This window comes from Pseudomonas sp. H3_D04 (assembly GCF_054669175.1).
The window spans coordinates 5,387,354-5,400,846 of sequence record NZ_CP162801.1; the positions used below are offsets into that span (position 1 = coordinate 5,387,354).

Sequence of the window (13,493 nt, forward strand, 5' to 3'; positions counted from 1 at the left end):
GTTCGGTAGCCATCCGCCACAACCATGAGCAGTCGTGACAGGACGCCGAGGATAGCGCATTTCGCGCCTCGCTTTAACGGGGAGGTAGTTGCTGCAAGCGTTCGAGAATATCGAGCACGACCATTCGCGGCGGCCGCTCATCGGTTTCAACCACCAGGTCAGCGATTTCCCGATACAGCGGGTCGCGGATCGCCAGCAGATCCCGCAGGGTCTTGGCCGGATCAGCGGTGCGCAACAAGGGGCGATTGCGATCGCGGGACGTGCGGCCGACCTGCTGCTCGACAGAGGCATGCAGATAGACCACCCGACCGCCGGCGTGCAACGCCCGACGATTGGCTTCGCGCATCACCGCGCCACCACCGGTCGCCAACACCACGCCGTCGCAGCCGCACAGCTCGGCAATCATCGCCTGCTCGCGGTCACGAAAGCCCGGTTCGCCTTCTTTATCGAAAATCCACGGGATATTGGCGCCCGTGCGCAATTCAATTTCCTTATCGGAATCTTTGAACGGCAGGCGCAGCTCTTTGGCCAGCAACCGGCCGATGGTGCTTTTTCCAGCCCCCATCGGTCCAACAAGAATCAAATTTCGCACAGAATCAATGACTCACAGCAATCGCCTGGTTATTCATGATACGCGGAGTGAGAAATACCAGCAGCTCGGATTTTTTCTCCGAAACCACATCACGCCGGAAAAGGCGGCCAAGATACGGCACATCACCGAGAAATGGCACCTTATCTACAACCTTGCTCTGAGTATTTGAGAAAACCCCACCAATCACGATGGTCTCGCCATCATTGACCAGGACCTTGGCATTGACCTCGTTTTTCTTGATCGGGGGTACATCCTGGACCTTGTTCAGGTAGTCCGGCTCATCCTTGGTCACCTTGACCTCCATGATGATCCGGTTGTCCGGGGTGATCTGCGGCGTGACCTCAAGGGACAGCGACGCTTCCTTGAACGACACCGACGTGGCACCGCTGGAACTGGCTTCCTGATAGGGAATCTCGGTGCCCTTGAGGATTTTCGCGGTCTCCTTGTCGGACGTGACCACCTTGGGTTGTGAGACGATTTCGCCGTTACCGGTCTTCTCCATTGCGGTCAGCTCCAGGTCCAGCAACACGTTATCGGTGATGAAGGCGATGCCGATCCCCGAGGTGTTGCCCGCAGCGCCCAGGTCGACAAACGGCGAGTTGGTACTGGTGCTGCCCGGAGTACCGATAGTGGTCGACGAGCCATTGCTGACGCCGGATGTGTTCCAGTTGCCCTTGTTCTGCACCGAACCGCCCCAGCGCACGCCGAGGCTTTTGTCGTAGTCGACGTTGGCTTCGACGATTCGCGCCTCGATCATCACCTGACGCACCGGGATATCCAGTTGCGCGACGATGCGACGAAGTTCGTCGAGTCGGTCCTGGGTCTGGTAGGCAATGATGTTGTTGGTCCGTTCATCAACCGTGATCGAACCCCGCTCGTCGATTTTCGCTTCGGCACTGGTCACCGACGTGAACAGCTTGGCGATGTCGGCGGCCTTGGCGTAGTTGACCTGAAGCAATTCGCGACGCAAAGGCGCGAGCTCGGAAATCTGCTTCTGCGATTCCAGTTCCTGACGTTCACGCGCGGCGATTTCATCGGCCGGCGCCACCAGCAGGACGTTACCGATCTTGCGCTTGTCCAGGCCTTTGGTTTTCAGCACCAGGTCCAGCGCCTGGTCCCACGGCACGTTCTGCAAACGCAAGGTGATGCCGCCCTGCACCGTGTCGCTGGCCACCAGATTGAGGTTGGTGAAATCGGCGATCAGTTGCAGCACCGAACGCACATCGATGTCCTGGAAATTCAGCGAGAGTTTTTCACCGGTATAGGCAAAACGTTCGGCGTTGCGCTTTTGCAGGTCGTCGACGGTCATTGGACGAATGCTGACCGTCAGCTTGTTGTCGGTCTGGTAGGTCGAATAATCGAAGGCTCCACTGGGCTCGATACTGATCGTGGCCCGATCCCCCGTGGCGCTGGCATTGACGAACTGCACCGGGGTGGCGAAATCCTTGACGTCCAGGCGCACGCGCAACGGTTCTGGCAATTGGGTTTTGGCGAATCCCAGGATGATCTTTCCGTCGCGCTCCTGGATGTCCGGGGCGATGGACGGATCCGACAGATCAATCACTACATTGCCTTCGCCCTGCGTACCGCGCTGGAAATCCACACCGCGAATGGCTTTGCCCACGGGCGCATAGGCTTTCGTCGGGGCGGGCATTGCAGTCGCGGCGCGAGGCGCGCGGGTAGTCGGCCGAGGCGTTTTGTTATTGGCGCCTTGGCCAACCACCACAATCAGGTTGTTGCCGTCGACACGGGCGCTGTACGGGGTCAACTGGGTCAGATTGATGATTAGCCGCGTCCGGTCCTTGGCTTCCACCACCGTCGCGCTACGGGCATTGCCGCCACCCAGCTCACGACTCTTGCTCGAAAGCTGATTCACCACCCCGGGCAGATCCAGCGCGATTCGTGCCGGCGACTCGGTCGTATAACCGTGAGGTTGTGGGGGCGGGCCATCGAAAGACAACTTCAACTCGACACGATCACCCGGCAGCGCAGCAACATCCAGCGCTTTGAGGTTGGCCGCTTGTACCATCGGCGACAGCAACGCTATCCATAGCGAGATACCGAGGGTTGAGAAAATCCTGTTCATTATTCGAGTTCCACTATGAGTGCTCTTTCAAAGGGATGGTTCGTGGCCGTTCCAGCCAGGCGCCTTCGCCGTCGGGAACGATTTCGACCACATCGACTTGCGAGCCGCTGATGGCGACGATCCGTCCATCGTTACGCCCCAGGTAATCGCCGACTTTCAGCCGATGCACCCCGCCTGCCCCGCGCAACAGCGCAAAGGAGCCGGTGGCATTGGAGATCGTGCCGACCATTTCAAACTGCTCGATGTTGAAACCTTCGAGGTATTGCCTGGCCCGGTTGGGGTCGGGTTTGACGTTGCGCGAGCCGCGCTTCTGCCCCGCCAGATCGACCCTGACCTGCCGAGAAAACGGGCTGCGCAGGTTGGCAGCGTTATAGGTGAACGTTGGGTAAGACCGGAATGTCGGCGTTGGTTCAATTTTGCCCGGCGGCCGCAGGCGGACTTCATTCATGAAGGCGTCGAGGTCGCCGACGTCATTGCCGTTGCCGCAACCGGCCAGGCCGGCGAGCAACACAACCATCGACACGCAACGAATCGGGTTCATTTCTGCAACCCCTTGTCGTTGTAGCGATAGGTCTTGGCAAGGATGCTCATGCGTAGTTTCGGACCGCCCTCGGGGTCGGCCGGCGCAAGGTCGAAATCATGAAGCGTAACGATCCGCGGCAACCCGGCCACGCCACTGACGAACGTCGCCAGGTCGTGATAGGCACCCGTCACGGTGATCTGGATCGGCAGTTCGATGTAGAACTGCTGGGCAACCTCCGGCAACAGCTTGATCTCTTCGAACTCCAGCCCGCTACCGAGGCCGGTGCGGGTGATGTCCTCCAGCAGCCCGGGCACCTCGGTATCGCTGGGCAATTGCCGCAGCAACACGCCAAAAGAGTTCTCCATCTCTTTCATCTGCTGGGTATACAGCTCCAGGTTTGCCGCCATGTGCGCCTTGTTCGCGAATTGCTCCTTGAGGGTCGACTCCTCTTCACGCTTGAGTCCGAGGTGATCTTCCTGATCGCTGATGTAAAAGGTGTAGCCGAGGGTCAACACCAGAACCATGAGCAAGACGCCCGCCAGGGCCTTGATCGCTGGCGGCCAGGACCCCATGTTGTTGGTGTCCAGATCGTTGATGTCGATCTTGCGCAGGCTTTCGAACCATTCCGAGGGGCTCATTTGCCAGCCTCCACAACGGCGGGCTGAGTCTGACGGACGGTCAACTGAAAGACGTTGGCCTGATCCAGCTGACCGGCGGTGGTGGCTTTGACTTCCGTGAGACTCGGCGCATCGAACCAGTCGGACGCATCCAGATTGCGCATCAGGTCCGAAACACGATTGTTCGATTCCGCTGCACCGGTAATGGACAGGGTTTTTCCGGCCATTTTCACTTCGGTGAAATACACCCCGTCAGGCAGGGTACGCGCCAACTGGTCGAAAATCCGCCCACTGATCGGACGGTTACCTTGCAGGTCCTGAATGATGCGCATGCGCTCGACGAGCTGCTGGCGACGGGACTTCAGGTCGCTGATCTGCTTGATGCGCTCGTCGACCACGGCAATCTGTTTGCCGATGTATTCGTTACGGGCCACTTGTCGGTCAATGGCGCTGCTGATGACCTGGTCCGCGATAAAAATCGCGCCCACCGAGCACACCAATACGCCGACCAGTGCCAGCAAAAAGCGCTTGCGACGCTCTTCACGCAGCTCTTCGCGCCAGGGTAAAAGATTGATCCGTGCCATCAGTCGAAACTCCTGAGGGCGAGCCCGCAAGCGATCATCAGTGCTGGCGCATCGCTCGCCAGGGCCCCGGCGTTGACCTTACTGCTCAATGCCATGTCGGAGAACGGATTGGCCACCTGGGTTGGCGTGCCCAACCGCTGCTCGATCAGGCGATCAAGCCCCGGGACCGACGCGGTACCGCCAGCCAGCAGGATGTGATCGACCGCGTTGTACTGACCGGATGCGAAGAAGAACTGCAACGACCGGAAAACCTGCTGCACCAGCGCATCGCGAAACGGTTGCAAGACTTCGCTGACGTAGTCATCCGGCAACCCGCCCTGCTTCTTCGCCAGCCCCGCCTGTTCGACGGTCAGGCCATAACGACGCTGGATTTCCTCCGTGAGCTGACGACCGCCGAACAATTGTTCCCGGGTGTAGATGATCCGCCCGTTGTACAGCACGCTCAGGGTGGTCATGGTCGCACCGATGTCGACCACCGCCACGGTCAGCCCCTCCTGAGAGACCGCCAGTTGCCCCGCCAGCAAGGAGAACGACCGCTCAAGCGCATAGGCCTCGACATCCACCACTCGCGCCGTCAGGCCGGCCAGCGCCAGGGCGGCTTCACGCACCTCCACGTTTTCCTTGCGACAGGCCGCCAGCAGCACATTGACCCGTTCGGGGTTACGCACCGACACGCCCTGGACTTCGAAGTCGATGGCGACTTCATCCAATGGATAGGGGATGTACTGATCGGCCTCGATCTTCAGCTGGTTTTCCATCTCGTCGTCGGAAAGACCTGCGTCCATCTCGATGGTTTTGGTGATGACTGCCGAACCGGCGACGGCCACGGCGACATTCCTGAGGTTGGTTTTGGCCTTGAGCAGCACGCGTGCGAGTGCCTGGCCCACGCCTTCGAGCTCGGCGATATTTTTTTCAACCACTGCGTTGGTAGGCAAGGGCTCGACCGCATAGGCCTCGACCCGATAACGCTCACCCTGGCGACTTAGCTCAAGCAACTTCACCGACGTGGAGCTGATGTCGATGCCCAGAAGCGTATTGGCTTTTTTATTGAAGAGTCCTAGCACTACCAATTCCCTATGACTATCCGTGTCTTACGGACTCTGTAATACCCATTGCGTTCAAACCACCCGTCTTGACAGCAGCGCAAATGACGCCCTCGACGGAAAAATGCTTATAATGCCCAGCGATTTTTTCCGGTTTTTACTGCAAGCGCGGGTCGTTCCCTGTTATCTGAACCCTGTTGCCCAATTCATTCTTTGCCCTGGATATCCCAAAGCCTTGATTCGTCTGCTGAAATTTTTCGGTTGGTCCATCGTCGCCGTTTTCTGCGGACTGCTCCTTGGTCTGAGCGGCGCGTTTCTTTACCTTAGTCCGGGATTGCCATCTGTGGAGGCTCTGCGAAGCATCCAGTTGCAGATTCCATTGCGGGTATACAGCAGCGACAACAAGTTGATCGCAGAATTTGGCGAGATGCGCCGCACACCAATCCGTTTCGCCGACATTCCCCCCAATTTCATCAATGCGTTACTAAGTGCTGAAGACGATAATTTCGCCAACCACTACGGCGTCGATCCCAGCAGCTTGATGCGCGCTGCAACCCAGTTGGTAAAAAGCGGCCACATCCAGTCCGGCGGCAGCACCATCACCATGCAGGTGGCGAAGAACTTCTTCCTGACCAGCGAACGCAGCTTCTCGCGCAAAACCACCGAAATCCTCCTGGCCCTGCAGATCGAACGGCAGCTGACCAAGGACGAAATCCTGGAGCTGTACGTCAACAAGATCTACCTGGGTAACCGCGCCTATGGCATCGAAGCCGCCGCGCAGGTTTACTACGGCAAATCGATTCGTGATGTCAGCCTGGCGCAGATGGCGATGATCGCCGGCCTGCCAAAAGCCCCTTCGCGCTTCAACCCGCTGGCCAATCCGGCCCGCAGCAAGGAACGTCGCGACTGGATCCTGGGGCGCATGTACAAGCTCGGCAAAATCACCGAAGCCGACTACACCACTGCGATCAACGAACCGCTGAACGCCAGCTACCACGTGCCGACGCCGGAAGTGAACGCGCCGTACATTGCTGAAATGGCCCGTGCCGAAATGGTCGGCCGCTATGGCAGCGATGCGTACACCGAAGGTTTTCGCGTGACCACGACGGTGCCGAGCAATCTCCAGGAAATGGCCAACACCGCGCTGCACGAAGGCTTGATGACCTACGATCAGCGTCACGGCTATCGCGGTCCCGAGTCGCGCCTGCCGGGCAAGACTCGCGAGGCCTGGGCCACCGAACTGACCAAACAGCGGACCATCAGCAGCCTTGAGCCCGCCATCGTCACTCAGGTCGACAAGACTGGCCTGCAAGTATTGACCCGCACCGGCGAAGAACACGTCGGCTGGGACAGCATGAAATGGGCGCGTCCGTTCCTGAACACCAACAGCATGGGCGCCAATCCGAAGCAGCCCTCGGACGTGGCTCAGGTCGGCGACCTGATTCGCGTGCAGCGCCAACCGGACAATTCGCTGAAGTTCAGCCAGATCCCGCAAGCGCAAGGCGCGCTGGTATCCCTTGATCCGCAGAACGGCGCCATTCGCTCACTGGTCGGTGGTTTCGCCTTTGAGCAGAGCAACTACAACCGCGCCATGCAGGCCAAGCGTCAGCCGGGTTCGAGCTTCAAGCCCTTCGTGTACAGCGCCGCGCTGGATAACGGCTACACCGCCGCCAGCCTGGTGAACGATGCGCCGATCGTGTTCGTCGATGAATACCTGGACAAGGTCTGGCGCCCGAAGAACGACACCAACACCTTCCTCGGCCCGATCCGCCTGCGCGAAGGGCTGTACAAGTCGCGCAACTTGGTGTCGATCCGTCTGGTGCAGGCGCTGGGCATCGATCGCACCATCGACTACATCAGCAAGTTCGGCTTCAACAAGCAGGACCTGCCGCGCAACCTGTCCCTGGCCTTGGGCACCGCAACCCTTACGCCAATGGAAATCGCCACCGGCTGGAGCACCTTCGCCAACGGTGGCTACAAAATCAGCCCGTACATCATCGACAAGATTGAAAGCCGCAATGGCGACACGCTGTTCGTCGCCAACCCGCCGAGCGTTCCTCAGGGCGCCGCAGTGACCAACGGCATCGCCGCACCGACCGACGCCCAGGCATTCACGGTCAATGCGACTCCAGGGGAAGCTCCAGCCGCACCCGGCACTGAGCCGCAAACGCCGGCCGTGGCCGAACGCATCGTCGACGGTCGCACCACTTACATCCTCAACAGCATGCTTGAGGACGTGATCAAACTCGGCACCGGCCGCCGCGCACTGGCCTTGGGTCGCAGTGACATTGCGGGCAAGACCGGTACCACCAACGAATCCAAGGACGCCTGGTTCTCCGGCTACAACGCCGATTACGTAACCACCGTCTGGACCGGGTTCGATCAGCCTGAAAGCCTGGGCAAGCGCGAGTTCGGTGGCACCGTCGCGCTGCCGATCTGGATGAACTACATGGCTGCCGCGCTCAAGGACAAGCCGCCTCACACTCAACCAGAGCCGGAAGGCATTCTCAGTTTGCGGGTTGACCCCGTCAGCGGCCGTGCGGCCAGCCCAGGCACGCCAGGCGCGTACTTCGAGCTGTTCAAGGCAGAGGACACGCCTCCGTCGGTGAATGAACTGGGTAACGGCAATGCGCCGGGCAGCCCGCTGCCAGCGGACGAAGTAGCGCCAATCGATCTGTTCTGATCGTAGCGCAACGCAAAAGCCCCGCCTTCTCAAGAAGAGCGGGGCTTTTTATGGCCTGCAGGTTTGCTTTGTCCTTGAGGGCCTCTTCGCGGGCAAGCCTCGCTCCTACGGACATGGAAAGTTCCCAGCGCTTGCCCCTGTAGGAGCGAGGCTTGCCCGCGAAGAGATCCTTACAGACACCACAAAAACCACAGACAAAAAAAAGCCCCGACTCAATTGAGCCGGGGCTTTCGGTTGAAGCGCTACAACGGCTTAGCCGTTGAACACGTCATCCACGCTTTTCAGCGGGTAGTTCTTCGGATACGGCAGGGTCGCTACGCCGGTCTCAATGGCGGCCTTGGCCACGGCATCGGAGATCACGGTGATCAGGCGGGCATCCATTGGCTTTGGAATGATGTACTCACGACCGAATTCCAGCTTGATGCCGCCATAGGCGTCGCACACTTCCTGAGGAACCGGCAGCTTGGCCAGTTCGCGCAGGGCGTTGGCCGCTGCCACTTTCATTTCTTCGTTGATGCGCTTGGCGCGAACGTCCAGGGCACCGCGGAAGATGAACGGGAAGCCCAATACGTTGTTGACCTGGTTCGGGTAGTCCGAACGGCCGGTCGCCATGATCACGTCGTCACGGGTGGCGTGCGCCAGTTCCGGGGCGATTTCCGGATCCGGGTTCGAGCAGGCGAACACGATCGGGTTGGCCGCCATGGACTTCAGGCCTTCAGCGCTCAGCAGGTTCGGGCCGGACAGGCCAACGAACACGTCAGCACCGGTCAGGGCGTCAGCCAGGGTGCGCTTGTCGGTCGCGTGAGCGAAGACAGCCTTGTACTGGTTCAGGTCGTCACGGCCGGAGTGGATCACACCGGTACGGTCAACCATGAAGATGTTTTCGATGTTGGCGCCCATGCTCACCAGCAACTTCATGCAGGAGATGGCGGCCGCACCGGCGCCCAGGCAGACAATCTTGGCGTCAGCGAGGGTTTTGCCAGCGATTTCCAGGGCGTTGATCATGCCGGCCGCGGTAACGATTGCGGTGCCGTGCTGGTCGTCGTGGAACACTGGAATGTCGCACTGCTCGATCAGAGCGCGCTCGATCTCAAAGCACTCAGGTGCCTTGATGTCTTCCAGGTTGATGCCGCCGAAGGTGATGGAGATACGCTTGACGGTGTCGATGAAGGCTTGCGGGCTTTCGGAGTCGACTTCGATGTCGAAAACGTCGATGCCGGCGAAGCGCTTGAACAACACGCCCTTACCTTCCATGACTGGCTTGGAAGCCAATGGGCCGAGGTTACCCAGGCCGAGAATCGCGGTGCCATCGGAAATGACTGCAACCAGGTTGCCTTTGCCGGTGTATTTGTAGGCCAGTTCAGGATCGCGGGCGATTTCGCGTACTGGTTCGGCTACGCCGGGGCTGTAGGCCAGCGACAGGTCGCGGGCGGTAGCGGTGGCCTTGGTGAGCTCGACACTCAGCTTCCCTGGACGAGGATGGGCATGATATTCGAGAGCGGCAGTTTTCAAATCAGACATGTGGGCATTCCGCTTTTACTGTTGGACAGACGGACCGCCGAGGATACGCGTGTCGCAAAGTCCCCACAAGACTGACCGGTCACCCCTGTCAAGCGCCCTGCCCTACGACTTTGGGCCAAGAGCCGCGGAACACAAGGGATAGACTGTTCACAATCGCCATAAAAAATGTCTACAATTTTTTATCGGGGCGCCGCTTGCAGCATCGCCGGATCGGTCAGCGGCAGAAGCCAGCGTGCCTGCCCGGGTTTCAAGCCGCCCCGACGCGATCGATCCACGACCCAGCCACGCGCCTCAATCTGCTTGCCCTTCAACCGCTCAAGCGATGCAACATCGAACTGCCCTAGCAAATTGGGTGCAACGCGCAATACAACCGCGTCCTGCAACTCAATCCAAACTCCGCCGCGATTGCGCTGAACCTTGCTCACACGACCACTGAGCACGGCAAAACCGGAGGCGTTGATCTGCTCCGCTTTCAGTACAGGGGGTTGCTGCCACAGACCAAGGCCGGCCTGACGGGCGCTGAGTTCGGCGGCTTGCTGACAGCTGACCAAATCGACATTCGGCGCGACCGCCACTTGAAAACCAAGGCCCTCGGCGAGCATCTGCGCTTCGAGGTTGGCGCCATTGGCGCCATAAACATGGGCCAGCGTGCGACCGTAATGATCTTTGCTTTCTTTGCCGGGCAGCAAACCCACGCGCCCGTCGCTGGCCGCCACCAGCGCTTCCAGGCGTTTGCGCGCGACCACGGCGAACGGCTCGTCGGAACGGCCCTGCTTGCCCAGCTCAGGCGTATTCAAGCCGATCATGCGCACACTGCGGCCATCGCTCAGGCGCAAGGTGTCGCCATCCACCACTCGCTGCACCGCGACGGGTGTAAGCCCGCTCGGCACCGGGCAGAAGGCCTGGGCGCCGGACAGCCAAATCGCGGACACAAAAAAGGCGCCCGCGAGGGACGCCTTTTTCGTTAGCAAGGTAAAGCCCATGGGGCTTTTCAACCTTACTCTGCAGCAGCAGGAGCTTTCTTGCCGAAAGCGCCGAAACGGTCTGCGAAGCGCTGTACACGACCGCCAGTATCCAGAGTCTTCTGCTTACCGGTGTAGAACGGGTGGCACTCGTTGCATACGTCGATCGCCAGAGGCTTGGCCAGGTTCGAACGAGTTTCGAACTTGTTGCCACAGCTGCAGGTAACTGCGGTGACTTCGTATGTTGGATGGATATCGGCTTTCATGGTGTCTTCCTCGGGCTAGCGTGCCGCCACTCAACACTATTGTTGAATACCGCACGTAATTAGGCCGCGGATTCTACCAGACAATGCCAATCGCGCAAGCTGTCGCTTCTACCGACCGTCTGCTAGGCTCCCCGCCTGATATGTGCCCCTTGTGGGAGCGGGCTTGCTCGCGAATACGGCCTGCCAGCCAGCGATGAGGTGTCTGACCCAACGCATTCGCGAGCAAGCTCACTCCCACAATTAGTATGCGTCCGACTTCTTTTACTGCCCGTTTATCGAGATCCCCGCGTGCCCGACGCCATTTTGCGCCTCGCCCTGCCTTCGCCGCTGCGCCGCCTGTTCGATTACCGTGCCCCGGCCGGGATCCTGCGCGCCCAGTTGCAACCGGGCATGCGCCTGCGGGTGCCGTTTGGCCGGCGGGAGATGATCGGGATTCTGGTGGAGGTCACCGACACCAGCGAAGTCCCGGTGGAAAAGCTCAAACCGGCGCTGGCCCTGCTCGACGCCACCCCGCCGCTACCGCCAGCACTGTTCAAGCTGTGTCTGTGGACCTCGCAGTACTACCAGCACAGCCTCGGTGACACCTTGAGCTGGGCGCTTCCGGTGTTGCTGCGCCAGGGCGAATTGGCCGAGGCGCGCCAGGAACGCTTCTGGTCCGCCGCGCCCGGTGCCAGCCTGGATGATCCGCGTATCGCCCGAGCGCCGCGCCAGCGCGAAGCCCTGGCCACGTTGGCCCAACATCCTCACGGCGTCGCCCATCAGTTGTTGAGCAAACTGATGCTGAGCAAGGACAGCCTGGATCTGTTGCTGGCCAAGGATCTGGTGCAGGTGGAAATCCGCAAGCACGCTCCCGGCGCCCGCCACGAACATTGGCTGGCGCAACCGGAATTGCCACTCAACCCAGAGCAGCGTGCCGCGTATGAAGCGATTCGCGCCGGGTTCGACAGTTATCATGCGTTCCTGCTGGCCGGCGTTACCGGCAGCGGCAAGACCGAAGTCTATTTGCAGCTGATCCGCGAAACCCTCGAAGCCGGCAAGCAGGCGCTGGTCCTGATCCCGGAGATCAACCTCGGCCCGCAAACCCTCGCGCGCTTCGAGCAGCGTTTCAATGCGCGCATCGCCCTGATTCACTCGGCAGTCAATGATCGGGAGCGCCTCGAGGCCTGGCTCGCGGCCCGGGACGGTGACGCCGACATCATTATCGGCACCCGCTCGGCACTGTTCACGCCGATGAAAAATCCCGGCCTGATCATCATCGACGAAGAGCATGACGGCTCCTATAAACAGCAGGAAGGCCTGCGCTATCACGCCCGCGATCTGGCTTTGGTGCGCGCGCGGCAGGAAAACATCCCGATTGTCCTCGGCTCCGCCACGCCTTCACTGGAAAGCCTGCACAACGCCTACACCGGTCGATATGGGCTCCTACGCCTGAACGAGCGTGCTGGCGGCGCCAAGCAACCGCGATTCCTGCGTCTCGATGTGAAAAGCCGTCCGCTGGACAGCGGTATTTCCGGGCCGATGCAGCAAGCCATCGGCCAGACGCTGGCGGCTGGTCAGCAAGTCCTGGTGTTTCTCAATCGTCGCGGCTTTGCGCCGACGCTGCTGTGTCATGACTGCGGCTGGATGTCCGAGTGCCAGCGCTGCGATGCGCGGATGACCGTGCACCAGCGCTCCGGCGAATTGCGCTGCCACCATTGCGGCTACGTGGAACGCGTGCCGCGGCATTGCCCGAAGTGCGGCAAAGTCGATTTACGGCCGGTGGGTGCCGGCACCGAACGCGCAGAAGAGCGTCTGGCGATTCTGTTCCCGGACGTCCCGGTGCTGCGGGTCGACCGCGACAGTACGTCGCGCAAGGACGCGATGAATCAGTTGTTCGCCACCATCCAGAAAGGCCAACCGTGCATTCTGGTGGGCACGCAAATGCTCGCCAAAGGTCACCATTTTCCACGGGTTACGCTGGTGTCGATTCTCGATGCCGACGGTGGATTGTTCTCTGGCGACTTCCGCGCCAGCGAGCGCATGGCACAGTTGATCGTTCAGGTAGCGGGCCGTGCGGGTCGCGCCGAAGAGCCGGGCAAGGTGATTATCCAGACGCACCTGGCCGATCATCCTCTGCTGGTGCAATTGACCGAACAAGGCTATTTCGCCTTTGCCGAACAGGCCTTGAGCGAACGCCGCTCGGCAGGATTGCCGCCGTTTGCGCATTTGGCGTTGCTGCGGGCCGAAGCGCATAAACCGGGACAGGCCGAAGGTTTTCTCGATGAAGCGTGTAGCGAGGCCGAGCGCTTGCTGGCTGAGCAGAATCTGACCGGTATTGAGCTGCTCGGCCCGGTGCCGGCTCCGATGGAGCGCCGGGCCGGGCGTTATCGTGCGCAGTTGTTGTTGCAAGCCACGGCCCGGGCGCCGTTGCATCGGCTGCTGAGTAGCTGGTTGCTGGCGCTGGAGCAGATGCCGAGCGGGCGGGCGGTGCGTTGGTCGCTGGATGTGGATCCCGTCGATTTGTATTGATTGGTCGATCGCCTTCGCGGGCAAGGCTCGCTCTACAGGGGGAGAGTCGTTTGCCAATACTGTGAACGACACAAAAACTGTAGGAGCGAGGCTGGCCCGCGAAGAGGC

11 protein-coding genes are annotated in these 13,493 nt (G+C 60.3%); 2 read left to right on the forward strand and 9 right to left on the reverse strand.

Going from position 1 to position 13,493, the window contains the following annotated elements:
* Positions 1–73: 73 nt before the first annotated feature.
* From aroK to AB4N91_RS24795, 6 genes are read right to left on the reverse strand one after another with little or no spacing between them, the layout of a single operon-like run.
* Complete coding sequence (aroK, locus tag AB4N91_RS24770; protein WP_010464421.1) at positions 74–592, reverse strand: shikimate kinase AroK; 519 nt, start codon at positions 590–592, stop codon at positions 74–76.
* Between the two features lie 4 nt (positions 593–596).
* The gene (gene pilQ, locus AB4N91_RS24775) at positions 597–2,678 is read right to left on the reverse strand and encodes a type IV pilus secretin PilQ (protein ID WP_042932443.1); all 2,082 of its coding nucleotides are present in this window, start codon (positions 2,676–2,678) and stop codon (positions 597–599) included.
* Between the two features lie 13 nt (positions 2,679–2,691).
* On the reverse strand, positions 2,692–3,219 hold the full coding sequence (locus AB4N91_RS24780; protein ID WP_010464425.1) for a pilus assembly protein PilP: 528 nt from the start codon (positions 3,217–3,219) through the stop codon (positions 2,692–2,694).
* Positions 3,216–3,839: a type 4a pilus biogenesis protein PilO gene (gene pilO / locus AB4N91_RS24785; protein WP_010464427.1), complete on the reverse strand. Its 624-nt coding sequence runs from the start codon at positions 3,837–3,839 to the stop codon at positions 3,216–3,218. Before pilO ends, AB4N91_RS24780 begins: the two co-directional genes overlap by 4 nt.
* Positions 3,836–4,402: a PilN domain-containing protein gene (locus AB4N91_RS24790; RefSeq protein WP_010464430.1), complete on the reverse strand. Its 567-nt coding sequence runs from the start codon at positions 4,400–4,402 to the stop codon at positions 3,836–3,838. The genes pilO and AB4N91_RS24790 overlap by 4 nt, the downstream gene beginning before the upstream one ends.
* Complete coding sequence (locus AB4N91_RS24795; RefSeq protein WP_010464432.1) at positions 4,402–5,466, reverse strand: pilus assembly protein PilM; 1,065 nt, start codon at positions 5,464–5,466, stop codon at positions 4,402–4,404. The genes AB4N91_RS24790 and AB4N91_RS24795 overlap by 1 nt, the downstream gene beginning before the upstream one ends.
* Positions 5,467–5,683: 217 nt before the next feature.
* On the opposite strand from AB4N91_RS24795, the gene AB4N91_RS24800 reads away from it, so the two are divergent.
* A complete protein-coding gene (locus AB4N91_RS24800) occupies positions 5,684–8,128 on the forward strand; it encodes a penicillin-binding protein 1A (protein ID WP_460112680.1) in 2,445 nt (814 codons plus the stop codon).
* A gap of 252 nt (positions 8,129–8,380) precedes the next feature.
* Here AB4N91_RS24800 and AB4N91_RS24805 read toward each other — a convergent pair whose 3' ends face one another.
* From AB4N91_RS24805 to rpmE, 3 genes are all read right to left on the reverse strand, one after another.
* Positions 8,381–9,649, reverse strand: a complete 1,269-nt coding sequence (locus tag AB4N91_RS24805; RefSeq protein WP_010464435.1) for a malic enzyme-like NAD(P)-binding protein — start codon at positions 9,647–9,649, stop codon at positions 8,381–8,383.
* A 179-nt stretch (positions 9,650–9,828) separates the two neighbouring features.
* The gene (locus tag AB4N91_RS24810) at positions 9,829–10,632 is read right to left on the reverse strand and encodes a thermonuclease family protein (RefSeq protein ID WP_460111853.1); all 804 of its coding nucleotides are present in this window, start codon (positions 10,630–10,632) and stop codon (positions 9,829–9,831) included.
* A gap of 14 nt (positions 10,633–10,646) precedes the next feature.
* Positions 10,647–10,877, reverse strand: coding sequence for a 50S ribosomal protein L31 (gene rpmE, locus AB4N91_RS24815; RefSeq protein ID WP_059181778.1), 231 nt, complete (start codon positions 10,875–10,877; stop codon positions 10,647–10,649).
* Between the two features lie 288 nt (positions 10,878–11,165).
* Between rpmE and AB4N91_RS24820 the strand changes: the two genes are divergently transcribed.
* Complete coding sequence (locus tag AB4N91_RS24820) at positions 11,166–13,385, forward strand: primosomal protein N' (protein WP_010464441.1); 2,220 nt, start codon at positions 11,166–11,168, stop codon at positions 13,383–13,385.
* The last annotated feature ends 108 nt before the right edge of the window (positions 13,386–13,493 follow it).

What these genes read in the sequence shown, in the direction of transcription:
- AB4N91_RS24805 (WP_010464435.1), bottom strand. Translation starts at nt 9,649, where the DNA reads ATGTCTGATTTGAAAACTGCCGCTCTCGAATATCATGCCCATCCTCGT.
- AB4N91_RS24790 (WP_010464430.1), bottom strand. Translation starts at nt 4,402, where the DNA reads ATGGCACGGATCAATCTTTTACCCTGGCGCGAAGAGCTGCGTGAAGAG.
- rpmE (WP_059181778.1), bottom strand. Translation starts at nt 10,877, where the DNA reads ATGAAAGCCGATATCCATCCAACATACGAAGTCACCGCAGTTACCTGC.
- AB4N91_RS24780 (WP_010464425.1), bottom strand. Translation starts at nt 3,219, where the DNA reads ATGAACCCGATTCGTTGCGTGTCGATGGTTGTGTTGCTCGCCGGCCTG.
- pilO (WP_010464427.1), bottom strand. Translation starts at nt 3,839, where the DNA reads ATGAGCCCCTCGGAATGGTTCGAAAGCCTGCGCAAGATCGACATCAAC.
- AB4N91_RS24810 (WP_460111853.1), bottom strand. Translation starts at nt 10,632, where the DNA reads ATGGGCTTTACCTTGCTAACGAAAAAGGCGTCCCTCGCGGGCGCCTTT.
- pilQ (WP_042932443.1), bottom strand. Translation starts at nt 2,678, where the DNA reads ATGAACAGGATTTTCTCAACCCTCGGTATCTCGCTATGGATAGCGTTG.